Raw genomic sequence first — 26,182 nt, forward strand, 5'->3', positions numbered from 1 at the left:
AAATGTGTTTTCAATTTGCTTATACAGGAGATTTTTATTTTCATAAAAGAGAACGACATCCTAATATTTACTATAGGTTTTGCTTAAATGACGTTCTAATTTTCCTATATCTCCACCTTGTTGTACATGGAATTGTAATCTTTCCGCTAGAAGTTCTCCAGCTCGACTATCTAGCTTCTTCGTATCAATAAACGTAGTGACTTTTACTTTATCTGGAGTAATATCTCTACGAAACATCTGTCCTGGAATTTCAGTCCAAAAACGATTCCATTCTTCTAATAATCCTATTTGATCAAACAAAAAGTTCTGAATGCCGCATAACCATGCTGTACAAGCTGTATTCCTTTTTTGACATCCAATACCATCTTGTAAATGTTGACATGAAAAGCAACAAGAATATCCACTTTTAATGCAAACATTACAAACGTGATGAGCTCCTATAGAGTGAAATATCTCAATTCCATGTTGGATGATATCTTCTCTTTTAGCCTCATTGCTCAATGTATTCCTCCTTTACCATTTCGCTTTTTGCTTCATCTAGCTCTTCTAACATAGAAATTGTATCAATTAAATGATTGTTAAAAATTTTCCGCGCAACCACCAATAAATTCATAATCATAGGATCTCGAAGGGAGTATAATACTCGTTTTCCATCTTTAGTGCCAACAACAATATTTTTCGCTCGTAATACACTTAATTGTTGAGAAACTGCAGAACCTTCTTTTTTTAGAATGCTTTGAATTTCATTTACACTTTTTTCCCCTTCTGATAGAACTTCCAAAATCCCTATTCGTAAAGGATGCGATAAAGCTTTAAAGAAATCTGCTTTAAATTGTTGCATTTCAGTTCCCATTAAAACACCTCTAGTATTTATTTACATTTAACATTTCAGAAGTATTCTATACATCTTCAAATGTTTGAATATGTATAGAATACTTCTAAAGCCAAGAATTATCAATACAAATTTAGAAACTTAACATAGGTAAATAAATGGTTTTTGGTTGAAATTACGATACTTTCTTTCGTACACAAAAATCCTATGTATCCTAGACTATACTTCTAGAGAAACCTTATACCAACAGGTTCAAAGGCGATTGAATACGGGGAAAATAAATAATACATTTACATGAATAGACTCAAATAACGAAAAAACATTAAAGAAAAGAGGATTTACGGATCTATAAGAACGGAATATTTATTCAAGTATGGGTGAGCTGTAAAAAAATGTAACAATCTAGTTGTAGTATGACGAATAATGAAAAGAACCCGTTAGTAAAAAACGGATTCTTTCCACTAGGTGTGCAAGAAATTCAAGGTGACTCTGATAAAATCACTTGTATTTTTTTAGTGCACGCACAAGTTTGAACAAAATATTTATTTGAACGTAAAAAGGATTTATTCAAGATAAAGATGCTTTTTGAAAAAGTAGGTGAACGCCTAAAGGGAATTATTGAAAGACAAATTAATTTTGATGGGTTACTTGAAGAGTCGAGGGCAATTGTTATACACATTGATAAATAGTTGGTTACTTATATATTTTCTGAATTAGTAATTATAGAAATTAAAGAAGATGTATAAACTGCATATCCCTTATTCAGATTCACTATATTTGATAGATTACCTGTATTCGTAAAAGAAATATTAAATACAAAAAGGTATTAATACTATAAAAATACAATATATAAATTTAAGGTGTGTAAATCCATAAAAAGGCGATAATTTAGTATGTTTACAAAAACTGGTAGAAATTAATAATAATGTTTTGTTTGTTGAGGTTTATAAATAGAATTAATATTAAGAATATTCAATATCAATAATATCAATTTACTATAGTTTACAATTATGTAAAACTATAACCAAGATGGACTGTTCTTTAAAACTTATCACTAATAAAGATTTAAAGAAATTTTTGTTTTATTTGCCATCAAGAAGGAATGGATATTTACATATAAAAAATGTATACCAATTTGGATGTTACGTAAGTAGTTTGAGTAAACAGCTAATTTAATTTGGATTGTAAATAATTAATTAAAAGTTGTGATAGAAGGGATATGGAATAGAAGTATTAATGGCTTTCTTAAAAGAATTATCTGAAATACTAGTAGGAATTGCAGATAACGCAGTAGGGTGTGAAAATTTATCAAACAAAATGAGGTGAATGAAACATGAAAGAAGTTGCGAAAAAAGCACAAATGATAAGATTACAGAGGGAGGAGCATTGTAATCGTCAAGGAGATACAGAAGAGTATAATGCCGAGCAGGGGAATCTAGAAAGAAAGTGTATCAAGCTAGACAAAAAATCAGTTAAAAATCGAACGACAGAAGAAAAATGGGATGAAAGATGTAAACAAGCAGTTCAATTATTTAATCAAGGGACTGAATATCCAGATATTGCGAAAATAGTAGGGTGCAAAGTGAGTAGTTTGTATAGAGAGCTGAAGAAACGTGGAGTATTAGAAATGCCAAAGCAAGCAGCACCCTCTAAAACATTAAGATCACCCATAATACCAGCAAAAACAAAAAAATCGAGGTTTGAACGATATAAAGAGTATTATATGTATAAATAGAAGGGTTAAAGGCTATATAGTTGTTTATCTGAAAAATAGCTGCATCTAAGAATCTCTATTTTTCGATTTATCATAAAGTACACTTTTAGACATTACATTTAAAATTCTTATCAACTCAGCTTTGGGGGATTAGTACAGATACCAAAATATTAAAAACATACATTTGAATAAATATTAAGGGATTTTTGAGCACTTGATCCTTAATGTCTGCTAATATTTAGTGCTACACACTCTTCTAAAGTGTATTATTCAAGCTGTACGCCACAAATAATTAATGGTCGTAATATATAGGTATATATATGATTTCTGTAAATGGAGGAGATATATAATGTTAACTGAATTACAAAAAAATTTTTTCTCAAAATTAAATATTCCACCAAGAGAAAATGTGAAATTTGAAGATTTACATACAATTCTTTTACAGATGGGGCACTTATTACCTTATGAAAACATAGACATTATGGAAGGAAATACGAAAAAATTTTCTAGAGAAAACATTGAAGAAAAGTTACTTTTAAAGAAACGTGGCGGATTATGCTATGAAATTAATTCTTTATTATATTATTTTTTGTGTGATTGTGGATTTAATGTGTATCGAATAGCTGGAACTCTTTATGATCCAAAAACAAGAAAGTGGAACCCTGATGATGGCCACGCACTTATCGTTTTACAACATCAAAATCAAAACTATATAATAGATGCGGGTTTCGCATCCTATCTTCCTTTATATCCTGTACCTTTTAATGGTGCCAGCGTGACTTCTGTAACGGGCGAATATCGTGTTCGTAAACAAAATACGGAGAAAGGAACCCATGTATTAGAAATGAAAAAAGGAAAAAATGGAGAAACTTCACATTTTTTTGATTCAGATCTTAGTGATACCTGGTCTATCGGTTATGCTTTTTATTTAAATGCAATTAATGAAAAGAAAGTAAATGCTATACAAAACATGGTTATAGAGCATCCAGAATCGCCAGTAAATAAGGGGAATATTATATGCAAATTAATTGAACATGGGCACATTGCGCTTACTAAGCAAAGTTTTACAGAAACCCGGCATGGAAAGAAAACTAAAAAAGAAATAACAGAGAAACAATATCATCAAATACTTAAAAATGAATTCAATATTTATTAGACAAGTAAGATATAGAAACTCAACTATAAGATCTTTAACTCATTACGCCCTCATTTTTAGAAAAATGGGTTTTTTTTATTAATAAGTGCTTAAAAAGTTATGAAATGTTTTTATTTTTATGAATTTTTCCTATTGTTAATAGGATGAATTTGGTGATATGTAATTTAAATTTATAATAAGATACTACAATTGCCTATTAAATAACAGTGAAAGTAAACTTAAATATATCCATTTCATTAAGATAGTACTACATTCATGGGAAATTTGTTCAATTGTATATAGAGAGATATTATTTTAAATAGTTATTAATAACGAAGGAGGAGAGGGGAAATTATGTTCAATCAAAGAACAAGAAATGGCGTCAAAAAAATCCTAGCAATTACAGCAGCTAGTACGATGTTTTCGATGTTTGGCTCATCAATTTCTATCATAGAGGCGGCGTCTGCTCCAGGAGTTTATGTTACACCTAAAAATAGTGTTTCTTCAGATATTATTAGTATAGACTGGTCTCCTGTTCAAACAGCATCTTATACATATTGGGCTGTACATAACTGGAACCAGGGGGGAGAAGCTGGTGGTTATGCTGGATTCCAACAACAAAGCGGTTTTGATGAAAATGGAAAGCGTACTTTACACTTTGCAGTTTGGGATCCTATTTCCTCTAAGGAAGCAATAAAAGCAGAATATGTATCACCTACATCAGTTGCAAGTAATTTTGGTGGAGAAGGAACAGGTCTTAAAATTCAGACGACATATGATTGGAAGAATTTTAATTGGTATCGTATGACAATGCGTTCTTGGCAAGAGAATGGACATACAAAATTTGGACAGTGGTTAAAAGATGTTTCAAAAAACCAATGGAAGCTTATTGGGATTATGGACTTTCCAGTTCCTAACGTTACATTTAACTATGGACAAACGCTGTTTCAAGAAGATTGGGCTGGTAATGGACAAGATGTAAGAGAGGCACGTGTAAAAAATGGATATGGAAGAAATATCTCAGATAAAAAATGGATATCTTGGAATACTCAATCGATAGAGGGGCAAGAGCCATTGAATAATAATTGGGATGGGGGAGCTACTTCAGAATATCTTTGGTTTAAGGCTGGAGGAGACTCTCGATCGACTATTGGAACAGGAAAAACATTTACGTTAAATCAACCTAGCCAACCTGAAATAGGAAAACTAGATTATGATGTAAAGTCTATGTATTATGAAAATGAAAAATTAAATATATCTTGGCAACTAAAAGATAGTAGTACACCTCAATTTAAGGGAAAAATTGAAATTTATAATAATGAAAATATGACGGGCCAACCGATTAACGTAATTAATGATATTAAATCTTATCAAAATGGAATCAGTCAATCTATATCATTACCAACAAATACTTATGCAAAAATTATATTAACAGATATATTTGATCAAACTGTGGAAAAAAAGGTAAAAATCAAAAATGAATCTCCAAACATTTTAGAAGGTGATCGGTTTGCATGGTCGATGAAGGGTATAGGAGATTTTGAATTTGCAAAACTTAATTTAAATAAATCAACAGAAGAATTGCAAGTTAGTTTAATAGCAGGTACACCACACAATTATTTTGATAGTACGTATGCAAGTATTAAAGTACAAGATACATCAGGTAAAGTGGTATATAAAAAAGAGGTTTATGGGAAGACCCAACAAAATGCTGAATCAAAAACAGTCCCAGTAAAAGTGGGCAATTTTATTGAACTTACACACCTAGAAGGTGCAGAGAGAGCAATATTAACAAATTTAGATAATAATAAACGCGAAAGCTTTGATAAAAAAGTAATATATGAAGTTACAAAGGATGGTCTGAAGAAAATCAATCAAATTGTTATTCCTAAACCGGACACAGAAGCTCCTACACAGCCATTAGGATTATATGCAAGTGATGTTACAACAAACAGTGTAGAGTTAAAATGGAATCCTTCTACAGACAATGTGGGTGTAAAAGAATATCAAGTGTTACGTGATGGACAATTGATTCAAACGGTACAAGGAACGACGTTTACTGATCAAAACTTAACAGCTAATAAGGAATATAAATATGCAGTGAGGGCTGTAGATGCAGCTGGAAATACATCGATTCAAAGTGATATTCTTCTAATTAAAACAAAAGATCAAAATGTATCTTATGAAAAATGGGATCCAAAGAAGGCATATACAAAGGGCGATAAAGTAGAGTATCAAGGGAAATTTTATGAAGCGGTTCAAAGCTATCAAGGAAATGGAGATCCTACTTGGATATTTGCCTTATCTTTATGGCAACCATTTAAAGTGATATAAAAGTCTTTTACTTAATTTTTATATATTAGTTTAGTGATCGCAAAAATATGTTTAGATTTTAGCAGAAGATTTCAAAATCGTAAGAGGAAAACTTCAAAACTTAAAATCTGTATATAAAGTAAATGGTAGTAAAAATACCAAATCTGAATTTTGTTAAGAAAGTGTACTAAAAAAATGGATTATATCAAGGGGGAAATAGCTTTATCACTGAGAGAAAAAAGCCCTACACACAGGGCATCTAAAAAGATACCTTAGCAATAACGACAATTAGGGAGAAGTATTAACTAAGGTATCTGGGTGGATGGTTGCATAGTAAATATGCAATTTTGAGCATTGTTGAATGTATTGGGATATTCAACAAGTTCAGAGTAACACAAAGTTTCTGTTAATTCAGCCGGTAAATTTGTCCAAAAATACGGATCTATAAATCCACTTTTTATCTCTAGTGTGGATTTATAGATCCTAACAAACGTGTGATTTGAATTTAAAGTAATACCTTTAGAGACTTTTACTTGTCTATTATGAAAATTATACGATTTAGGGAAGTTTCTGAGCATATCGTTAAGATTAGACCACAGGATATATATATAATACTTAAATCATGAGAATCGACAATATCTATGCATATCTTGTCATAACAACAAGACTTTTGTAACTCTTTATTAATTAGGGGAGAGGTCGTGTTTGATGAGAATGATAATCTGATTAGGAGACATAGAGATGGAACTAACTAAATTGGAAAAGGTAATTGTTATTAGTACACTTATTCAAGGGTTAGGTGAGGAATTCCTGGAAAATAGCAAGGAAAACCATTCTTTAAAACAACTACTTAGGGAGATAGAAAAGGTGTTTAATGATTCAACACCGGATCAAATGCGAGAAGCAGCTGAAAGTGTATTAGAAAAATTCATTTATGATTTAATAAAAGAAAACAATCTTCCACTACTAAAAAATTAATTAAGGCTTTGTGCGAGAACGAGAGGGCAGTAAGGAAATGCCTATAAGGAATCGTTACCGTATCCCTATAAAAATTAATATCAAGCTTGCATAAGAAATGATATATAAAGAGTTTATTCTCTTTATATATGCCAAAAGTCAGTTACTTGTTTTCGAGAATCATGTTTTCTAACAATCTTCATTATTTTTTGCATTGTATTTGGTGATGGTACATAATCCTTGTCATTACACAGTTGGCCTAATGTATTTCTGTTTACTTTACTAGCTTTAGAAAAATCCTGAATTGAGTAATCGTAGCTAGCTAAAAATTTAGCTAGCTTTGTTCTATGTCTCCCAATACCTCTACCCCACACGCTAATCTCCTCCATAATCTTTTTTAATCATCCTTGTCCAAAATGCAAAAAACTATACGCAATTGCCAAGAAAAATTTGCATATTGTACAAGCTATTCACAATAAGATGTATCAAGGTTGCTACCAAAGTAGCTATCAAGGTAACTCTACCAAATTTCTAAGTTTGTAAGCCCATGTATCATCAACATTCAAAATTCTGTTTATAAAGGGGAAATTTATATGTTAACTACATTTATCTCTTTAGGAGCTTTAGGAGTAATGACAATTGGAGGGGCGCTGTTAGAAAAGCATCTTGTGAAAAACGATCATGTTGCAGCAGCGAAACTATTAAGTGATGGAATATATCATGGAATGAGGATAGGTGGAGTTTGTTTCATTGGTTATGTATTCATTCAAATTGTAGAGATGTTTTAAGGAGGAAATTACATGGGGATTTTAAAGAATTGGCTTCATAAACAAAGTTTGAAGAATCGACTTATAGAGGTATTTGTAAAGGCAGGTTTATATGTAGACCATCAAACAAGAGGTGGAAAAGTACCCATTTACCCGAAGATACATGACATTTTTTCCTCGGAAGAAAAGGTTCGATACATATTTACCATTCCAAACGGATTAGATCCGAAAAACATTGAAAAGAAGTGGTTTTGCTTTCAACAAATATTAGGGTGTAATGTAGCAATTGAAGGTGATATTAAAAGGTTTGTACTTAATGTATTTCATTCGGATGCTGGGCTACAAGCATACAATTACAGTTATAAGAAGTGGCATCCATTACTTATACAACATCATCTTCCCGTAATTGTAGGGCGTGACCAATTTGGAAATATGATTACGTATGACATGATTGCTTCAAACACGCCGCATCTTCTAATTGCAGGAGAGACAGGGAGCGGAAAAAGTAGTATGGTACGCGTTGTACTGTCTACACTCATTCAATATATGTCTCCTGATAAATTACATTTGTACCTGGGCGATTTGAAGAATTCCGAATTTCATTTCTTGCGAAGGGTGAAACACGTAAAAGAGGTTTGCATGGAAGAAATCGAAATGAAGATTATGCTGCAGAAAGTGTGGAAGGAAATACGCGAACGTAGAAAATTGATGGAAGAGTATGAAGTAGATCATATTGACAAATACAACAAATTAAATCCTGATAATCAGAAACCATATATCTTACTTGCTATCGACGAAGTGGTCATGTTGCAAGATGAAAAAGAATGTATGTCTATAGTTGAAAAAATATCGGCAGTCGGAAGGGCACTTGGAGTTTTTTTAATGCTAAGTATGCAACGCCCTGATGCAAAAGTGATGGATGGTAAGTTAAAGCTCAATATGACGGTTAGAATGGGCTTTAAATGTGATAGTACAATTAACAGTAATATTATGGGTACTCCTGGTTCAGAACGCTTGGAGCAATCTGGCCAAATGATATTAAAGTTAAATGGATTAAAGAAAGTACAATCTCCTTTTTTAGAATTAAGTAAAGCCAAGAAGATAGTTGAACCTTATCGTGTTCCGAAAGAGAATATAAAGTTGCAAAACCCACCACAAGAAGAAAATCAATTATTCGGGGTGTTAGATTATGAGGAATAGAGACAAAGCCATACTAAACAATTTGAAACGTTTTAGATGCATGTCTCGTGATGACATTATTGATTTGCATTTTCAAGGATTAAAGAACGCGGTGACATGCTGTAATACAGTGATGAAGCGATTAAGAAGAGATGGTCATGTGGATGCCAATATCTCGCAACAGCCATACATTTACTTCCCTCAATCCAGCACACTTCGCAAAACTAGCCAAAAGATTCCCCACTTTCTAGGCATAGTAGATGTGTATAAACAGCTTATCTATTATGAAAAACCTAAACTGTTTAAAGTGGAGCCAAAGTATGGTAAAGAATTCATGGAACCTGATGCATTTACAATTTGGCGTAAATCTCCATTCTTCATTGAAGTCCAGAAGTCAGTTTACAGCAAAAAAGTTATGCAAGATAAAATAAATAGGTATGAATTATACTTCCACAGTCAGGAATGGCATAACGAATCTTGGCAGCCAAAAGAATCTAAATTCTTTCCATCAATACTTATTATTACTGAAAAGTATTATAATATCAGCTCTTTTAGCCTACGTATTTTTCAAGCTTCTTCAATTAGTAATTTCTTAAATAGCCTTGCTGTAAAAGCACAGTAAAAATCCCTAATCAGGGATTTTTTCTCTAAAGTGGTTTCTTAATTTACATCTACGTTTATGAGGTCGTCATTGACTGAATCAGTTCGTATATTATTTTGCCAATGTGAATTCTAATACAGTTTCGGTTATTAATACAAATAGCAATGCTGTTATCCCAACAATTTCAGTATATATATTCCTTAGTGGTATTTCTATAGCACTAAATGGTTAAAAGGTTTTTGTAGTAATAGAAGTATTTTTAGGAATCTATTTATTACCGATTCGAATCTCATCAATACCATATCATAATTGATAGCAATCTCTATCTTTTATTTTGTAGAATCGCTTGATTAGGCGTTCTTAAGTAGTGTTTGTGAACCTTCAAGAGACATAGTTACTTTCAGTGCATCGTCTCTTTAGTCGCCGAATCAATTCCAGATACTTTTGGAAGGAGAAATATGACCTAGGATTTCAAAATGTTTACATATCCTTATAACAATAATTGATATTGAATGTTTTCTACCTTAAAAGCTAGTTAGGCGATAAAAATAACATGAATGGACATAATAAGTTTGGTAAATCATGTATTACTTTTTTAATCCCAGGTATTATATTGCTTACAAAAGGATGTGTTAGAAGTGAGAATTGGAGTAGTTAAAGAGATAAAAAAGGGAGAAGCACGTGTAGGAATGACTCCTGAAAATGTTCGGAAGTTAGTTGAAGAAGGGCATCAAATCTTAGTAGAAAAAGATGCAGGTATTGGATCAGGATATACCAATGATGAATATACAGGCGCAGGTGCAAATTTAGTAGCACAAGGAGAAGCTTGGGAAGTCGATATGGTAGTTAAAGTAAAAGAACCATTACCTGAAGAATATCGTTACTTTAAAAAAGATCTTATAATTTGGGGTTTTTTACACTTGGCTGCGTCGAAAGAATGCGTAGAAGCAATGAGAAATGCTGGTACTACTGCAATTGCAGGAGAAACAATTAGCGAAGATGGTGTTTTGACATTATTAAAGCCAATGAGTGCAATTGCTGGGCGTCGTGCTGTATTTATGGGAGCATATTATTTAGAAAAACAACATCAAGGAGAAGGGATTTTATTATCAGGTATTGAGGGAATCCCTGCCGGAAATGTAGTTATTTTAGGTGGAGGAAATGCTGCAACTAATGCCTGTGATATGGCAATTGGAATTGGATGTAGTGTTACAATCCTAGAGGTTAATCAAGAAAGAATTGCATATTTAAGAAAGCAATACGCAACAGAAGAAGTAAATATAATTGAATCTAATACTGAAAATTTAGAGCGAACGATTAAAGAAGCAGATTTATTTATTTCAACAATTTTAATACCAGGATCTCGCCCTCCTAAAATTGTTAAAGAGTATATGGTTCAATCTATGAAGCCAGGAAGTGTCATTGTGGATATTGCAATAGATCAAGGTGGTACGGTAGAGACAGTTGATCATTATACAACTCATGATAATCCTGTATTTGTTAAACATGATGTGATCCACTATGCAGTACCCAATATGCCTGGTGCTACTCCACGTACTTCTACCATGGCCTTAGCAAATGGAAATATTGAGTATTTACTAGAAATAGCTAAAAATGGATTAGAGAATGCAATCCAAAATAAACCGGCTTTGGCGACGGGGGTAAATATTTATAAGGGTACAATAACTTATGAGAATTTAGGTACAACACTAGAATTAGATTATAAGCCATTGAAAGAAGTGTTAGTATGAGTAATGAGATTTTACCACTGAACATTGAGAATATAAAAAAAGCACAAAAAATTTTAGATGGAAATGCTAGAAAAACGCCTTTGGTTAAATCTTTCTATTTAACCAGTAAAACCGGTGGAGAAATTTATTTAAAGTTAGAAAACATGCAGTTAACTGGGTCATTCAAATTTCGTGGTGCATTTAATAAAATTTCCCAACTAACAAATGAAGAAAAAGAACGTGGTGTAATCGCTTGTTCAGCTGGAAATCATGCACAAGGTGTTGCATTATCTTCCCATTTACTCAAAATTAAAAGCAAAATTGTAATGCCAACCTCTGCACCGCAAGCTAAAGTGGATGCGACGAGAGGATATGGTTCTGAAGTTATTTTATACGGTGATACGTTTGATGATGCAAAAGCGAAATGTGAAGAGATTATAAAAGAAACAGGCGAAACATATCTACATCCATATGATGATGTAGAAGTAATGGCTGGCCAAGGGACAATTGGCTTAGATATTCTAGATGATATGTGGGATGTTGATACTGTCATAGTACCTATTGGTGGGGGAGGTATTATTTCAGGAATTGCTGTAGCACTGAAATCATTTAATCCCTCCATTAATATTATTGGAGTTCAAGCTGAAAACGTACACGGTATGAAAGCTTCTTATGATGCTGGAGAAATTGTATCACATTATAATGCCCCAACAATAGCAGATGGTTGTGCAGTTAAAATACCTGGAAATTTAACCTTTGAAATTGTAAAAAAACTAGTAGATGACATTGTAACTGTATCGGAAGAGGAATTAGAAGTAGCGATGAAAGACTTACTGCAACGCGGAAAAGCTGTCGTAGAAGGGGCGGGAGCATTAGCCACAGCCGCACTTCTGGCAGGCAAAGTTGATAAATATGTACAGGGTAAAAAAGTAGTAGCGGTTATTTCAGGTGGCAATGTGGATTTAAAACGTATTTCAAGTGTATGTGAACATTTCTTTGTTGCCAATGAAGTAAAATAATGATTGAGGAATGTAAATAATAAGTTGATAATGCTAAAAAAAGAGCTAGGATGAAATATCTTAGTTCTTTTTTGTAATATCAGGATACTATTGAGGCAGATTTGTTTAAAAACAAACTCTTATACAAGGGGTACCGCCACATTCCTATCAACTTAAGAATTCAAGATTGCCCCAAAACCAAAAAATAAGCTGTTTTGTTACAAGCTAGCACAAAAATTCGTTTTTGGGGTACTAAAAAATTTGAACTTGATAACTATGTGGCGAGGGGCTACCTCCAGCATTTCGGAACCCCTCACGCTAAGCGAAAAATACAATAGGTCGCAATTCAATGTATCTAGAAATTTATAAAAATGCTTTCCAGATTGCTTAACTGGAGGGCTTTTTTTATTCTCATAATTCTCGATATAGAAAATCAATAGATAGGATCTGCTGAACATTAGCTCCCGTTATCAGCAATTGGATAACTACTTAAAACCGAAAAGGAATTTGCCAATTTTTTTGCAAAACTCAATGGTGGTTCAACAGATTGGATATGAATATACATAATCAATGGTTTCATATATAACCAATGATTATGTAAGGCGCTAACAATAATCCCTTGTTGAACAATTGATTGCATAAATAAAGGAATTTCTTCTTGTAAAATAGCGATTTCTCCAAAGTTCAACGCATTGCCATTTTGATCTAACGATTCAAAAGATATCCCAACCGGTATCACTGAGGTGCTTGGTCGTCCTTGAACCAGCACTTTAATATTACGGCGCAAGGAGACAGAACAAACACCCTGATTTATGTTGCTTTTTCCATTAAGAATTTTAGCAAATTGTTCACAAAGAAAATTAAGGTTGTTCATAAATCTGATACCCCTTTCTTATCAGATAAAAGTTATTACATAAGTATTAAAACTCGTCCATTAGCTTTTATATAAGTAATTTAAGAAATTCTTATTTAGATAATAAGAAAACAATGCATATCATATTCACTTCTCATTTAATTTAAAAACACCAAAAATATATTCTTATGATGTTCTTAAAATATTAATACTTGTCGGCACATGATTGCTTTTCCTCAAAGAAATCATCAGTTGAAAAATTTATCATTTTCTGGACAGGTAAGAGTGATACAGGATTTTGTAGTTAGAAAACATATTCCGGTAATTCAAATCAGTTCATATTTATCCAGTTATTACTCTTTAAGGGAATCCAATCTCTTTTTGATAATTCATATTTTATTCGATTTCAAAAGATATATTCTGTATCAAAACATTTAACATCATTATATTTCCTCTTACATTCATGTCTCTTTTTATTTCTTGAGAAACTTGACAACAGAACCAAGATTAATTCATCTACAAGAATTATTTAATGTCATTGAACATAATAAATTCTTTTACAATGATACATACTATCCTTATATAAATCGTTATAATACGAACACGCAATCCTAAGAGGAGGAGCTACTTATGTCTGAACATATAGAGATTATTTTGAGAACACTGTTATCTTTCTCGATTTTATTTATCGGAGCTAAAATATTAGGAAAGCAGATTATCGCTGAAATGAATACCTTTGATTTTATTGGTGCTATCTCTATCGGAAGTATTATTGCAAATTTAGCATTTAATTTAAATGTAAAAACTCATCATGCAGTTATAGCTTTTCTTATTTTAGTATTTGTCATTTTAATGGTTAGCTATATATCCATGAAAAGTCGGATAGGCAGAAAGGTATTTGCTGGAAATCCAACAGTCATTATGGAAAACGGAAAAATTTTAGAAAATAATATGCGGAAAATGCGCTATTCTCTAGATTATTTAAACCAACAATTAAGAGAGAATGGTATTTTTAATATTGAAGAAGTTCTTTATGTCGTAGTTGAAACAAATGGTAAAATATCTGTTTTGAAAAAACCTGAATATCGTACTGTTACAAAACAAGATTTAAATATACCAACAAAAAAAGAGTGTAAACTTCCCATCGAGCTAATTATGGATGGAGAAATTATGACAGAAAACCTAAGGCAAAACAATCACCCGGAGTTAGAATTACAATGTGAGCTAAAAAAACGTAACCTTAGCTACAAAGATGTTACGTATGCTGTACTTGCAGCAAATGGAAACATTTATATTGACACATATAAAGATAATATTACTTCTCCAATGGACCAAGAATAGGCTATTTCTTAAAAACACAGGTGAACATATATTAGCTTATCTCCAAGTAATAAAATCTCTCCATAACAAAAATTCTATGCAGTATTGACTACTGATAATGAAGATTATGTAAATATATAAAGGTAACAGAAATAATGATTAGACAGAAATATAAGGCACCGATACATCGTTATAAAACTAAGGTTTTTCACTACTCATAAAGCCAAATAGACGTTATCCTTTTTAGTCTAGCTTGTTTAGGAAGAATAACGTTTTTTTGGTACTTAGGCGTATTAAAATCACTTAAGTCGATGGATGTGGGGTACCACCACATGCCAATCAAGCTAAAAATGAATTTTCTATGAAATTCCATTTTTTTGTTGTGCCATTATTACCGTTTCTGTTTCGTTATCAGATAAGCTCAAATTTGTTCCTCATCTTAAAGTGAAACAAATTCATTACTTAAATTGTCTATTTAGTACACTTTTTAAAAATGAAAAAACACGATCTATTCTTTCTATCAAAACATAAGAATAGATTATAGTTTTTATGCCTAAATTTATATTTAATATTCAAATGTATTTCAGATTTATAGATTTCCTACAAAGAAGAATGGAATTTTACCTATTTATAGTGATTTTTAAGAATTGCAAAATAGAACATATATATAACGCTCTATTTAGTTTAAACGAAATTTATATTATACTTATAATAAATGGATATGTGATATAACAATGTGGGATGAAATTTCATATTAAATTTATCAAAAAAGAAAGAGGAAAATGAGAGATGAAAATCAGTTCAAACATAAATAACAGGTTTTATCCTTTAAATACTACAGCTGTAAATAATAATTCTCTAAGTACTACAACTTCACGTATAGTGAGCAATAATCAAAAATATATTCCTGAAAGTAAGACTAGGGATAATCAACTTTCCGAAAAAAATATAGAACAACATATCAATAACAAATATAATGCAATTAACTCACAGGGTCTCAGTATATTTGAATTTCTTAAAATGTTATTGGATAAAGGTGTACCTATGTCAATGATTACAGAAATATTAGTGGGAATGTTAGAGGGGCATAGTAAGAAGAATGAAGAAGCGGAGAAAGGGACAGAAAAAGGAACAGAGAAAGAATTGGTAAAAGGATTAGAAAAAGAAACCGAGAAAGAATTAGAAAAAGGAACAGAGACAGGATTAGTAAAAGGGATAAGTAATATTCAGAAAGAATAAAAAATTTTAGATTTTTATATAATCAAGATTCAAAATCCTTTTTAAATATCTGCTTTTCTTTTGGATGTTTTTCTTACTCTTCTTTAAAGTGTAAAAATACGCTATTCTTTCTGTAGAATTATGGGAAAGGATGGCGTTTTTGTATGTTTATTTCTGTATCTGATGAATTACAATTATTTGTTCAAGAAATTCAAAGTTTTTTATCTCCAAATTTTTGTACAAAATCTCGCTACAACCTCTTTAGCTCAGTTATCTAGCTGTTTAGAAGCATCCACAGAAGTACTCATCATCCCGGAAGGATTGAATAAACGGTTTAATAAAGCGGCCATTCAGTTTTTACAACATATATTGACTAAACTTCTAAATAAAAAATTAACTTCATCTATACGAATTTCTTCTCCATACACCTCTGTTTTCAAGCGGATTTGTATTTTAGATTCAACTGCATTTCAGCTTTCATCCGTTTATCCTGGGGCGGGAGGATGTAGCCATGCTGCTGGAATGAAAATTCAACTTGAATATGACCTATTAAGCGGACAATTCCTACATATCCATACAAAGTCCAGGTAAACAACATGATCGAACCTATGGTTCTCTGTGTGTCTCAACTGTGGAACCAAATGATTTATGTATCCGTGATTTAGGGTATTTTTACTTAAAAGATCTTCAACATATATGGGGTACCACCCCATGACCATCAAGTTAAGAGATACGTTCTTTCCCAAAACGAAAAAATGAACTTTTTGTTACAAGTTAACACAAAATTTCGTTCTGTAGGTACTATAAAATTTTAGCTGGATAGTGATGGGATCCTGACAGAAAACTAAGCCGAGTTGTCCTCATGCTAAGCTAAGGACGGCTCGGCTTTAATTTTTGGATTTAAAATTATATATTGCTTTATGTAGTCTGGTCACACCTTCTTTAATTTCTTCATTTTTTAGATGCCCATAACCTAAAATAATGCGATTATGATGTTTTCCTTTTTCTATAGTATGATCTTCTACAGGATATACTTTAACTCCAAACCGTTCGATCCATTCGAGTAATTCTTTTGAAAAATGGGATTCATTTAATTCAACAATTAGGTGTAAGCCTGTTGAATAACCGAAAATATTAACCCTATTCGAAAATGTTGTTTTTAAGCAATGAATAAGGAAGTTTCTTCGTTTTTTGTACATTTTCTTCATCTTCATAATATGTCGTTCCAAATAGCCTTCATCAATAAAACGGGCAAGGATAAGCTGTTCTAAAGAAGGGGTATGTAAATCCGAAAACCATTTTAGCTTGCGACATTTTTCAATAAGTTGTGAAGGAAGAATTAAATATCCCATTCTAAGGGCTGGTGATAAGATTTTACTAAACGAACCAATATATAATACACGATCTGAATCCAATCCCTGTAATGAACTTACAGGCGGTCCTTCATATCTAAATTCACTGTCATAATCATCCTCAACAAGATAACAATTTGTTCTTCTAGAATAGTTAATCAATTGAATCCTTCGTTGAATTGGTAACGTTCCTCCTAACGGAAACTGGTGGGACGGAGTAACAAAGATAAACTTTGGATAATTATTTAATGGCAGCAACGATGTCTTCATTCCATATTCATCAACAGGTATAGGGTAAAGAAGAGCACCTGAATTTTTAAATATAGTTTGAATATCATTTGTAATTGGATCTTCCATTATCACTGTATCATCGTGCGATAAAAGTAATTTAGAAACAAGTGTCATAGCTTGGGTTGCACCAGATGTAATCACAATTTGTTCTGGATGACAATCAACACCTCTTGTTTTCAGTAAATAGCGTGATAAAACCTGTCGTAATTCCGGACGTCCTTCGGGAATATCGTATCCAAAAGTAGAAGGTGCAATGTCATTCCATATGGTATAAGACATTTTTGCCCATGTCTTACGCGGAAATAAATCCAGTGCTGGTATACCTGAACGAAAGTTGATGATGTTATCATCTTTATTTTTATCTTCACTCCAATTCACAGAATGAAATGAAGGGGTTATATTCTGTTGTTCTAAAAAAGTTCCTTCGGCAACAAATGTTCCAGCACCCCTTTTTGCAACTAAAAATCCTTCAGCCAATAATTGATCATACGCTTCCAAAATCACATTCCTGGATACATTCAACTCAGAAGATAGTTCACGTGTCGACGGTAGTTTTTCTCCTGATTGTAAGTCCCCGTTTAAAATTTGTTCTCGTATTTGCTGATAAACTTGTCTAGTTAATGGTATATCTAATGACCGGTCAATGGGTATCCAAAGCATATTGAAATTTACTCCTTATCTAAAATTGGTACTTTGAAAATTCATTATAAATGGTACTAATATAAACCATTTTACCATGATAAAGTTTATATAAATATGAAAAAGGAGATGTAAGTTATGACTAATCCAAAGGTTCAATTCACCCAAGCACTTAAATCGGTTGCACGAAATGAACATATTAAATCTTATATTCAGCAGTCCAATGAACTCTATCCTTTATTATTGCAAGCCGCCAAACGGTTTGTAACCGGAGAGCATAGGCAAGATGGGCTTGCAACAGCAAAAGAACTGATTTCAAGAGGTTATTCTATTTCATTGGAATACATTGGTGAAAATACAACAGATTTAGAAGAATGCCGAAACGCCAAAAACGAGTTTTTGAATCTTATTGAAGAAATGGGTTTGTTCTCCATGAAGTCGACTGTGTCGTTTGATTTATCACATATTGGATTATCTGTGGATCCAGAAACAGCTTATATTCATTTACTTGAGTTAGCCAAGAAAGCAAATCTGTACGGCGTTACACTTATGATAAGTATGGAAGAAACATCAAAAACTGACGATATTCTTGATATCTATAAAAAAACAACTACGCAATATCCTAATGTAGGGATCACTATACAGGCACATTTATATAGGTCCAACAATGATGTTCAGGAATTAGTTCATTATCCTGGGAAAATACGAGTTGTCAAAGGGGCTTATCAAGAAACAGCTGATGTTGCTATGTCTAGATCAAAGGAATTAAATAATCGTTATCTTAAACTTGTAGAACAAATAATAGAATCTAACCACCCAGTATCCATAGCCACACATGATGAAATGCTTATTCAAGAAATAGAAAACCGTCAATACCTTAATCGATCCAACGTAGAAATGGAAATGCTCTACGGAATCCGTCCGGATTTGTTAATGGATTTAAAAAGTAAGGGGTACAACTGTAAAGTATATTTAACTTACGGAAAAGAGTGGTACTTGTATTTATGTCATCGAATAGCTGAATATCCGGAAAATCTATATCGTGCAGTAACGGATATGATCAATCCATCTTTAACAGACAGAAGTAGATTATATTGAACGAACATTAAATTTCAAATCTGGGGTAGCACCACATCGCTATCAAGCTAAGATTTTTAATTACCCCCGGAACGACAATTTCATGCATCATTGACTACTGATAATGATGCGTTATGTAGACCTCACAGATAGATATGGGTATACAGTTCTTCTTTTATGGTACACTTCAATAAAAGGGGGTAAGAGGTTTGAAAAAGTGGATTAAAATCACATCAACCTTAGTTATTGCTATAGCAGTTGGTATTTTTACTGGTTACAAAGTCGGTACGTATGCAGGTTCAGACGTTAAGGAAAAGCAGACTGAGAGAATTAAAGGGGAAGAGGTAATACTTGACCTCAACTCTGATCGTCATATAATCAATGCAATGCACAAAATGACTCATCAAAAAGTATTATCTCACGAAAAGCAAGGATTTATCAAAATGACTCCAGAAAATATCGGAAAAGTACGTCGAGCGATTGATGAAAGTAATAGTGGAACCTTACAACATAAAGAACAGTACCTTAAGATGTTGGTTCGTTGGTATGAAGGCGATTTCTCTCAATCGGTTGAGGAGCATAATTTATTATGGGAATGGGACAATAACAGCACTGGTAAAGCATACAAATTAGCGACACCGGAACAAGAAGAAGCATACATTTTAGAACAAGCGAAGTCTGAAAAATAATAAAGGGGTATCGTCACCTCGCTATCAAACTAATAAAAAGAAATGCCACCCTAAAATGAAAAAATACGCTATTCTTTCTGTAGAATCATAGGAAAGGATGGCGTTTTTTATGTCTGTTTCTGTGTCTGACGAATTACAACTATTTGCTCAAGAGATTCAAAGTTTGTTATCTCCAAATACCTTGCGAGATCTTGCTAGAGATGTTGGTTTTGTACAACGAAGCAGTAAGTATCAAGCAAAAGATTTAGTAGCTTTATGTGTATGGGTGAGCCAAAATATAGCTATGACTTCTTTAGCTCAGTTATCTAGCTGTTTAGAAGCATCAACAGCAGTACTTATCAGTCCTGAGGGACTGAATCAACGATTTAATAAGGCGGCCGTCCAACTTTTACAACACCTACTGGCCGAACTACTAACCAAAAAATTGGCCGCATCTATGCCGATTTCTTATCCATACACTTCTGTTTTCAAGCGTATTCGTATTTTAGATTCAACTGCATTTCAACTCCCTGATGTATTTTCATCGGTTTATCCAGGTGCAGGAGGATGCAGCCATACAGCTGGGATAAAAATTCAACTTGAGTATGATTTGTTAAGTGGACAGTTTCTACATATTCATACAGGTCCAGGTAAACAACATGATCGCACTTACGGCTCTCTGTGTGCACCAACTGTGATAGCGAATGATTTATGTATCCGAGATTTAGGTTATTTTCATTTAAAAGACCTTCAATATATACAAGATAAAGAGGCCTACTATATCTCTCGTATCAAGTCGAATACACGTATATATCAAAAAAATCCTAACCCTGATTATTTTCAAGATGGAAGAATTAAGAAAGGTACAGAGTATATACAGATAGGTATGGAGACGTTAATGAACTCCCTTCAACCAGGACAAACATGTGAAATAGCTGATGCTTATGTAGGAATGATTGATAAAGTGCCAACTCGTGTAATTGTTCATCGATTAACAAAACAACAGCAACAAAAACGATTACAAGATCAAGCTATAAGAGAAAAAAAGAAAGGAATGAAGTATTCTCCTCGTAGTAAACGACTCAGTGGTATCAATGTATATATGACAAACATCCCTACAGATATTGTCCCGATGGGACAGGTACATGACTGGTATTCTTTGCGTTGGCAAATTGAAATTTTATTTAAAACGTGGAAGTCATTCTTTCAAATTCATCATTGTAAAAAGATAAAAAGAAAACGATTGGAGTGTCATTTATATGGTCAATTGATTGCCATTCTACTCTGTTCTTCTATCATGTTTCAAATGCGCCAATTGCTCCTCATGAAAAAACGAGAGCTTAGTGAGTATAAAGCCATATATATGATTAAAGACTATTTTCTTCTTCTATTCCAAACTATACAAAAAAACACCCAAGAGCTATCAAAGGTGTTACTTCGCCTGTTCAATCTCATACAGCAAAACGGGCGGAAATCTCATCGATATGAGAAGAAAACGGTCTTTGATATATTAGGTGTCATTTACAATTGTACCATGTCTGATAATCAAGCCGCTTAATTCAAAAAAGTAAAACCCGTTAGGGTTTATTTCGTATGCAAATCTTTCAATCAACTAAATTTATCCTTTAGAAAAAAGAAACAATCTAGCCTAAAATTGACTTTGTATAAGCTTAGCTTGATAGTAATGGGGTAGCACCAGATCGCTATCAAGCTAACAAAACTAAACTTCCTCAAAATGCAAAGATACGCTATTCTTTTTGTAGAAACATACAGAAAGGATGGCGTTTTTAGTATGGATTTATGGATTTCTGATGAATTAGAATTGTTTACTGAAGAATTACAGCGACATATGTCACCACATACTTTGGATCAGTTAGCTAGAAAGATAGGGTTTGTACAACGAAGGAGTAAATATCGTGCACAAGACTTAGTGGCTCTTTGTGTTTGGTTAAGCAAAAACATAGCTCATACTTCATTGACAAAATTATGTAGTCAATTAGGAGCTAACACCTGTATTTCTATGAGTCCAGAGGGACTCAATCAACCTTTTAACCCTCAGGCTGTTCAGTTTTTACAACAACTCTTAGCGCATTTACTTCACCAACAATTGTGTTCTTCTAGCAAGATTCCAACTTTTTATACAAACTATTTTCGACGTATCCGTATATTGGATTCTACACATTTTCAGGTTCCAGATAAATTCACTTCTACATATCAAGGTTCAGGTGGTAGCGGTCAAAGTGCTGGCGTAAAAATTCAACTAGAGTATGATTTACTAAGTGGTCAATTTTTTCATATTCATGTAGGATCAGGAAAACACAATGATAAAACGTATGCTTCTACTTGTTTAACATCCCTTCAACCAAACGATTTATGTATACGTGATTTAGGATATTTCGACTTAAAAGATTTACATACTATAAGTGAGTGTGGTGCTTATTTTATTTCACGATTAAAGTTTAATACACGTATATATCAGAAGAATAAAGAACCTGAATACTTTCAAAATGGAACCATAAAAAAGCAATCTGAGTACATCCAATTAGATATGGAGCAATTTATTAATCAATTACAGTCAGGTGAAACATATGAAATTCCTGAAATCTATATTGGAATGTATCAAAAGCTTCCTGCAAGACTTATTCTGTATAAATTAACTGAAACGCAAATGAAGCGTAGACAAAAGGATTTAGCATCTAAAGAACATAAAAAGCAAATTGCCTATAAAGAACGCAGTAAGCGGCTTAGTGCAATTAACTTTTACGTTACAAATATTTCAATGGAATATTTGCCAAAAGAGCAAGTATACGATTTTTACTCCTTACGATGGCAAATTGAACTTATTTTTAAAACATGGAAATCATTTTTTCGTATTCATCAATGTAGTTCTGTAAAATTAGAAAGACTAGAATGTCACTTATACGGACAATTAATAAGTATCCTTCTTTGTTCCTCCACCATGTTTCAAATGCGCCAATTACTCCTCATCAAGAAGAAACGAGAATTAAGCGAATATAAAGCAACTTATATCATAAAAGATTATTTCTCACTTATTTATCAATCTTTACAAAAAGACGCCGAAGAATTAACAAAGATATTGTTGCGTCTGTTCAATCTCTTACAGAAAAACGGACGAAAATCCCATAGGTATGAGAAGAAAACAGTCTTTGATATATTAGGTGTCGTTTACAATTGCACCATGTCTGATAATCAAGCGGCTTAAATTAAAAAAATGAAACCCTTTAGGGTTTATTTCGTATGCAACTCTTTAATTTCCCTCACATGTAAAACAACGCCAACTATAATTGACGTTGTATGAGCTTAACTTGATAGCGATGGGGGGGGGTACCCCATATACAAGAGAAAAAGGTTTACTTTAAAGTGCTCAAAACTATGAACGTTTCCGCAACATTCCCCTTTGCCTCTTTCGGATAAAATTTATAGGAAGATATAATAAAAGTATAACGATATAAGGGGCGTCTTTTATGAGAAAAGAGAAAAGACAAAGGCTAATTAAACAAGCGGTGAGAGAGCATGAAATAGATACACAAGAAAAGTTAGTAGAGCTGTTAGCAAAAAAGGGGGAAATTGTAACACAAGCTACTATTTCGCGAGATATTCGTGAATTAAATATAATAAAGACAGTGTCTTCAGATGGTTTAACTATCTATAAAAACTTCACAGGAGATAGTATACAAACTGATATGATGTTAAAGAAAAAATTAGGGGAAGTTGTCGTAAAGATTGATTATATAAATCAATTAACCATCATTAAAACTTTACCGGGTAATGCACATGTTATAGGTGTGTTATTAGACTCTTTAGACTGGAAAGAAAAAGTAGGATGTATTTGTGGGAATGATACATGTCTTATAATTTCAAAATCACAATCAGATAGGGAAGTTCTAGAAGAGAGATTAAAATTAATTATGTAGATAAAAAAACTACTAATATAGGATTTTATTATTAAAGTTAAAAATTGAATGTTTTTTCGACTTTATTTTATTAAAGATTTTCGTTATTACTACAGTCTTCGTAAATTAAAATAGTTAGCGTTATATGAGTTTTATGTATTTAAACAAAAAAGGATGAGGTATGCATAGTGCAAGTACTTTGCTATCAAAATTTGTATCATTATAATAAATGAATTATTCCGCCCTTTGATTTATAGAATTTTAACAAAAAAGCGATAATCTATTTTAGATTATCGCTCCCACTACTAGTTTTAACTAATTTTATTTCGTTACAGAAATAAAGCAGCTTTTCCGGAGCCTCGGTAATAAATTAAACTTTTAATCGGGCTACTATACTGTATATTGGAATTAATTATCTTCTTAGATGCTGGAGTATCGAGAAAAGTAATTAATTCTAAATAAGATTTTTTAACGTAAGGTAGTTAAAATTTGAAAGTGGTTATAGATAATCGAAAGTGCTAGTTATAAGAGAGGGTAAAAGTATCTTGTAAAGTAATGCATATAACATAGAAAGATATAAGAGATAGGTGAAATTTATGAATACAAGACAAAAAGAAATTTTATTTCTGCTATTATCTGAATCTAACGACTATTCATTAGTACAAGACCTTGCGGATAAGGTGAATTGCTCTGAAAAAACAATTCGTAATGACTTTAAAATAATTGAGGAGCACCTTGCGGGTTATTCAAGTGCGATTCTTGTTAGGAAACCGGGACTAGGTGTGTACTTAGAGATTGAGGAATATGAAAAGGTGGACTTGTTTAATAAACTTTATTGTATTAATAATCGCACAAAGTATGAATCAGATGAAGAAAGAATTCTACAAATTGCATACAACTTATTAATGAATGTAAAGGCAGTTACTGCACAGAAAATGGCATCCCAACATTTTGTAAGTCGAACTACTATAAAAAAAGATCTAGATAGAATTGAAGTATGGTTACATCATTTTGATTTAACCATTGTTTCAAAGCAGCGAGTTGGACTTATTATTGATGGAAATGAAAAGAAAAAAAGAAGAGCATTGGCTAGATTATCAGATTTGATTGGTAATTCTGATCTTACAAATCAATTTATTAAAGAACAATTTCAATATCATGAGGTTGAATTTGTTACGAACGAATTGAAAGCGTTACAAAAACGAAATGCATTGTTTTTTACAGATGATACATTTGAAAGTTTATTAGTGCATACGTTGCTTATGGTACGAAGAATGAAGCTTAAGCAACCTATTTTAAATGCTGAAAAGGAAATTAAAATACTGAAAGAAACAAAAGAATATATATGGACATTGGAGTTTTTAAAACAGCTGGAATGTGTTTTTTCTGTTCATTTTACAGAGGAGGAAGTTACATATTTAACAGCTCATATTTTAGGTGGAAAAATCCGTTATCAAGATAAACCAATGAAGGATAGCACACTTACTGAAAGTAATCCAATGCTTGCTATGGTTATACAACAATTAGTTAAACGTATGTCGAAGTTGTATGGAATTGATTTCAGTAAAGACGATATTTTAATTGAAGGGTTAACTATTCATCTATATACCGCATTGAATCGTCTAAACTATGACCTTTCTGTCTCGAATCCAATGTTACACGATATAAAAAGAATGTATCCCTATGCGTTTAATGTATTGATACAAGTATTAGAAGAAATAAATGAATCTCTAACTATATATATTCCAGAAGAAGAAGCGGCTTATCTTACGCTACACTTTGAAGCATCTGTTGAACGATTAGATTACCAGGGGAAATCTAAAAATGTAATTATTGTTTGTCATATGGGAATTGGCATGTCGCAATTGTTACGTACAAAAATTGAGCGTAAATTCCGTCATATCCATGTGATGGACTGTATTTCAAAAGCTGATTTACAAGGTTATATTTTGAAACATCGTGATGTAGATCTTGTTATTTCAACTACTACTCTTTCAAGATTAAACATTCCTTATATAGTAGTATCCCCATTATTAGAAGGACCGGAAGAAAAGAAGCTAGGAGAATTTATACAAAATTGTGATGAGCCAAGTTATAAAGAACAAAAAGACTTTGTTATGCTCAATTATACATCTCCATTTTTAGTGTTTTTACAACAGGATATACAACATCCATATGAGTTAATTGAAAAATTAGCATATGCTTTGCATAGTAAGGGTTATGTAGATAAAGAGTATGCAGAAAATGCAATTATAAGAGAAAAAATGTCAGCAACAACAATTGGGGGAGGAATTGCAATTCCTCATGGAAATCCGAAATTTATTCAAGAATCAGTAATTGCAATCGCTACATTAAAAGAACCAGTTGATTGGGGAGCAGAGAAGGTATCACTTGTATTTATGCTAGCAGTTAAAAGTGATGGACAAGAGGTAACGAAACAATTGTTTCAGGAACTATCCTTTATAAGTGAGCAACCATCCTTTATTCAAAAACTTACGAAAGAAACAAACGTAATGAAATTTTTGTCCTTTTTACATACTTAACCGAAAAGTAGAGACCCAAATAACTGTTATTTGCTTAGGTAAAAGATTTATTTTCCGGAAGTTACGGTAAAAAATGAAACT

At 32.4% G+C, this 26,182-nt stretch carries 22 protein-coding genes and 1 pseudogene; 18 read left to right on the forward strand and 5 right to left on the reverse strand.

Going from position 1 to position 26,182, the window contains the following annotated elements:
• Positions 1-60 precede the first annotated feature (60 nt).
• On the reverse strand, positions 61-501 hold the full coding sequence (locus tag ACTFRY_RS24875) for a hypothetical protein (protein WP_000064031.1): 441 nt from the start codon (positions 499-501) through the stop codon (positions 61-63).
• Positions 491-853: an ArsR/SmtB family transcription factor gene (locus ACTFRY_RS24880; RefSeq protein ID WP_025966368.1), complete on the reverse strand. Its 363-nt coding sequence runs from the start codon at positions 851-853 to the stop codon at positions 491-493. The genes ACTFRY_RS24875 and ACTFRY_RS24880 overlap by 11 nt, the downstream gene beginning before the upstream one ends.
• 1,312 nt (positions 854-2,165) lie before the next feature.
• Between ACTFRY_RS24880 and ACTFRY_RS24885 the strand changes: the two genes are divergently transcribed.
• The 4 genes from ACTFRY_RS24885 (at position 2,166) to ACTFRY_RS24900 (ending at position 6,972) form a co-directional block, all read left to right on the forward strand.
• Positions 2,166-2,567: a hypothetical protein gene (locus ACTFRY_RS24885; RefSeq protein WP_050822715.1), complete on the forward strand. Its 402-nt coding sequence runs from the start codon at positions 2,166-2,168 to the stop codon at positions 2,565-2,567.
• 328 nt (positions 2,568-2,895) lie between these two features.
• Positions 2,896-3,702 (forward strand): arylamine N-acetyltransferase family protein, encoded by an 807-nt coding sequence (locus ACTFRY_RS24890; protein ID WP_097796882.1) that lies wholly within the window; start codon positions 2,896-2,898, stop codon positions 3,700-3,702.
• 333 nt (positions 3,703-4,035) lie between these two features.
• On the forward strand, positions 4,036-6,015 hold the full coding sequence (locus ACTFRY_RS24895; protein ID WP_440032428.1) for a DUF3472 domain-containing protein: 1,980 nt from the start codon (positions 4,036-4,038) through the stop codon (positions 6,013-6,015).
• A 720-nt stretch (positions 6,016-6,735) separates the two neighbouring features.
• Positions 6,736-6,972, forward strand: coding sequence for a hypothetical protein (locus ACTFRY_RS24900; RefSeq protein ID WP_000424050.1), 237 nt, complete (start codon positions 6,736-6,738; stop codon positions 6,970-6,972).
• Between the two features lie 122 nt (positions 6,973-7,094).
• Here ACTFRY_RS24900 and ACTFRY_RS24905 read toward each other — a convergent pair whose 3' ends face one another.
• Entirely contained in the window at positions 7,095-7,325 is a 231-nt protein-coding gene (locus ACTFRY_RS24905) for a helix-turn-helix domain-containing protein (RefSeq protein WP_000264559.1), read from the reverse strand.
• A 219-nt stretch (positions 7,326-7,544) separates the two neighbouring features.
• Between ACTFRY_RS24905 and ACTFRY_RS24910 the strand changes: the two genes are divergently transcribed.
• The 5 genes from ACTFRY_RS24910 to tdcB all read left to right on the forward strand — a co-directional run bounded on the left by ACTFRY_RS24910 (position 7,545) and on the right by tdcB (position 12,247).
• Positions 7,545-7,739, forward strand: a complete 195-nt coding sequence (locus tag ACTFRY_RS24910) for a hypothetical protein (RefSeq protein ID WP_440032429.1) — start codon at positions 7,545-7,547, stop codon at positions 7,737-7,739.
• Between the two features lie 12 nt (positions 7,740-7,751).
• Positions 7,752-8,918 carry an FtsK/SpoIIIE domain-containing protein gene (locus ACTFRY_RS24915; RefSeq protein WP_440032430.1) on the forward strand — a complete coding sequence of 389 codons (1,167 nt, stop codon included), beginning with the start codon at positions 7,752-7,754 and terminating at the stop codon, positions 8,916-8,918.
• On the forward strand, positions 8,908-9,519 hold the full coding sequence (locus ACTFRY_RS24920) for a replication-relaxation family protein (protein WP_440032431.1): 612 nt from the start codon (positions 8,908-8,910) through the stop codon (positions 9,517-9,519). Before ACTFRY_RS24915 ends, ACTFRY_RS24920 begins: the two co-directional genes overlap by 11 nt.
• Before the next feature lie 617 nt (positions 9,520-10,136).
• Positions 10,137-11,249 carry an alanine dehydrogenase gene (gene ald, locus ACTFRY_RS24925; RefSeq protein ID WP_050822728.1) on the forward strand — a complete coding sequence of 371 codons (1,113 nt, stop codon included), beginning with the start codon at positions 10,137-10,139 and terminating at the stop codon, positions 11,247-11,249.
• Positions 11,246-12,247 (forward strand): bifunctional threonine ammonia-lyase/L-serine ammonia-lyase TdcB, encoded by a 1,002-nt coding sequence (gene tdcB, locus ACTFRY_RS24930; RefSeq protein ID WP_065229878.1) that lies wholly within the window; start codon positions 11,246-11,248, stop codon positions 12,245-12,247. Before ald ends, tdcB begins: the two co-directional genes overlap by 4 nt.
• Before the next feature lie 436 nt (positions 12,248-12,683).
• Here the strand turns inward: tdcB and ACTFRY_RS24935 are convergent, their stop codons facing one another.
• A complete protein-coding gene (locus ACTFRY_RS24935; RefSeq protein ID WP_050822732.1) occupies positions 12,684-13,100 on the reverse strand; it encodes a DUF1259 domain-containing protein in 417 nt (138 codons plus the stop codon).
• Positions 13,101-13,709: 609 nt separating this feature from the next.
• On the opposite strand from ACTFRY_RS24935, the gene ACTFRY_RS24940 reads away from it, so the two are divergent.
• From ACTFRY_RS24940 to ACTFRY_RS24950, 3 genes and pseudogenes are all read left to right on the forward strand, one after another.
• Positions 13,710-14,420, forward strand: coding sequence for a DUF421 domain-containing protein (locus tag ACTFRY_RS24940; RefSeq protein WP_050822733.1), 711 nt, complete (start codon positions 13,710-13,712; stop codon positions 14,418-14,420).
• A gap of 768 nt (positions 14,421-15,188) precedes the next feature.
• On the forward strand, positions 15,189-15,638 hold the full coding sequence (locus tag ACTFRY_RS24945; protein WP_050822735.1) for a hypothetical protein: 450 nt from the start codon (positions 15,189-15,191) through the stop codon (positions 15,636-15,638).
• A gap of 143 nt (positions 15,639-15,781) precedes the next feature.
• A pseudogene (locus tag ACTFRY_RS24950) lies at positions 15,782-16,314 on the forward strand (IS4 family transposase); the annotation flags it as partial.
• Positions 16,315-16,504: 190 nt separating this feature from the next.
• On the opposite strand, the gene pdxR reads toward ACTFRY_RS24950, so the two are convergent.
• On the reverse strand, positions 16,505-17,920 hold the full coding sequence (pdxR, locus tag ACTFRY_RS24955; protein ID WP_350370980.1) for a MocR-like pyridoxine biosynthesis transcription factor PdxR: 1,416 nt from the start codon (positions 17,918-17,920) through the stop codon (positions 16,505-16,507).
• 117 nt (positions 17,921-18,037) lie between these two features.
• Between pdxR and ACTFRY_RS24960 the strand changes: the two genes are divergently transcribed.
• From ACTFRY_RS24960 to ACTFRY_RS24985, 6 genes are all read left to right on the forward strand, one after another.
• Positions 18,038-18,997, forward strand: a complete 960-nt coding sequence (locus ACTFRY_RS24960) for a proline dehydrogenase family protein (RefSeq protein ID WP_350370978.1) — start codon at positions 18,038-18,040, stop codon at positions 18,995-18,997.
• 188 nt (positions 18,998-19,185) lie between these two features.
• Entirely contained in the window at positions 19,186-19,665 is a 480-nt protein-coding gene (locus ACTFRY_RS24965; RefSeq protein WP_048565371.1) for a PRK06770 family protein, read from the forward strand.
• A gap of 109 nt (positions 19,666-19,774) precedes the next feature.
• Positions 19,775-21,202 (forward strand): IS4 family transposase, encoded by a 1,428-nt coding sequence (locus tag ACTFRY_RS24970; RefSeq protein WP_350370976.1) that lies wholly within the window; start codon positions 19,775-19,777, stop codon positions 21,200-21,202.
• A 234-nt stretch (positions 21,203-21,436) separates the two neighbouring features.
• Positions 21,437-22,867 carry an IS4 family transposase gene (locus tag ACTFRY_RS24975; RefSeq protein WP_350370974.1) on the forward strand — a complete coding sequence of 477 codons (1,431 nt, stop codon included), beginning with the start codon at positions 21,437-21,439 and terminating at the stop codon, positions 22,865-22,867.
• 262 nt (positions 22,868-23,129) lie between these two features.
• Positions 23,130-23,579: an arginine repressor gene (locus ACTFRY_RS24980; RefSeq protein WP_350370972.1), complete on the forward strand. Its 450-nt coding sequence runs from the start codon at positions 23,130-23,132 to the stop codon at positions 23,577-23,579.
• A gap of 575 nt (positions 23,580-24,154) precedes the next feature.
• The gene (locus tag ACTFRY_RS24985; RefSeq protein ID WP_350370970.1) at positions 24,155-26,101 is read left to right on the forward strand and encodes a BglG family transcription antiterminator; all 1,947 of its coding nucleotides are present in this window, start codon (positions 24,155-24,157) and stop codon (positions 26,099-26,101) included.
• Positions 26,102-26,182: the final 81 nt, after the last annotated feature.

It is taken from the genome of Bacillus cereus group sp. MYBK195-1 (assembly GCF_051916605.1).
Lineage (GTDB): Bacteria > Bacillota > Bacilli > Bacillales > Bacillaceae_G > Bacillus_A > Bacillus_A cereus.

Bases quoted from the DNA above. Each gene is read 5' to 3' on its own strand.
- ACTFRY_RS24890 (WP_097796882.1), top strand. From the start codon at position 2,896: ATGTTAACTGAATTACAAAAAAATTTTTTCTCAAAATTAAATATTCCA.
- ACTFRY_RS24920 (WP_440032431.1), top strand. From the start codon at position 8,908: ATGAGGAATAGAGACAAAGCCATACTAAACAATTTGAAACGTTTTAGA.
- ACTFRY_RS24960 (WP_350370978.1), top strand. From the start codon at position 18,038: ATGACTAATCCAAAGGTTCAATTCACCCAAGCACTTAAATCGGTTGCA.
- ACTFRY_RS24915 (WP_440032430.1), top strand. From the start codon at position 7,752: ATGGGGATTTTAAAGAATTGGCTTCATAAACAAAGTTTGAAGAATCGA.
- ACTFRY_RS24970 (WP_350370976.1), top strand. From the start codon at position 19,775: ATGTCTGTTTCTGTGTCTGACGAATTACAACTATTTGCTCAAGAGATT.
- ACTFRY_RS24885 (WP_050822715.1), top strand. From the start codon at position 2,166: ATGAAAGAAGTTGCGAAAAAAGCACAAATGATAAGATTACAGAGGGAG.
- ACTFRY_RS24895 (WP_440032428.1), top strand. From the start codon at position 4,036: ATGTTCAATCAAAGAACAAGAAATGGCGTCAAAAAAATCCTAGCAATT.
- ACTFRY_RS24975 (WP_350370974.1), top strand. From the start codon at position 21,437: ATGGATTTATGGATTTCTGATGAATTAGAATTGTTTACTGAAGAATTA.
- ACTFRY_RS24985 (WP_350370970.1), top strand. From the start codon at position 24,155: ATGAATACAAGACAAAAAGAAATTTTATTTCTGCTATTATCTGAATCT.
- ACTFRY_RS24880 (WP_025966368.1), bottom strand. From the start codon at position 853: ATGGGAACTGAAATGCAACAATTTAAAGCAGATTTCTTTAAAGCTTTA.
- ACTFRY_RS24980 (WP_350370972.1), top strand. From the start codon at position 23,130: ATGAGAAAAGAGAAAAGACAAAGGCTAATTAAACAAGCGGTGAGAGAG.
- ACTFRY_RS24940 (WP_050822733.1), top strand. From the start codon at position 13,710: ATGTCTGAACATATAGAGATTATTTTGAGAACACTGTTATCTTTCTCG.
- pdxR (WP_350370980.1), bottom strand. From the start codon at position 17,920: ATGCTTTGGATACCCATTGACCGGTCATTAGATATACCATTAACTAGA.
- ACTFRY_RS24945 (WP_050822735.1), top strand. From the start codon at position 15,189: ATGAAAATCAGTTCAAACATAAATAACAGGTTTTATCCTTTAAATACT.
- ACTFRY_RS24900 (WP_000424050.1), top strand. From the start codon at position 6,736: ATGGAACTAACTAAATTGGAAAAGGTAATTGTTATTAGTACACTTATT.
- tdcB (WP_065229878.1), top strand. From the start codon at position 11,246: ATGAGTAATGAGATTTTACCACTGAACATTGAGAATATAAAAAAAGCA.
- ACTFRY_RS24935 (WP_050822732.1), bottom strand. From the start codon at position 13,100: ATGAACAACCTTAATTTTCTTTGTGAACAATTTGCTAAAATTCTTAAT.
- ACTFRY_RS24910 (WP_440032429.1), top strand. From the start codon at position 7,545: ATGTTAACTACATTTATCTCTTTAGGAGCTTTAGGAGTAATGACAATT.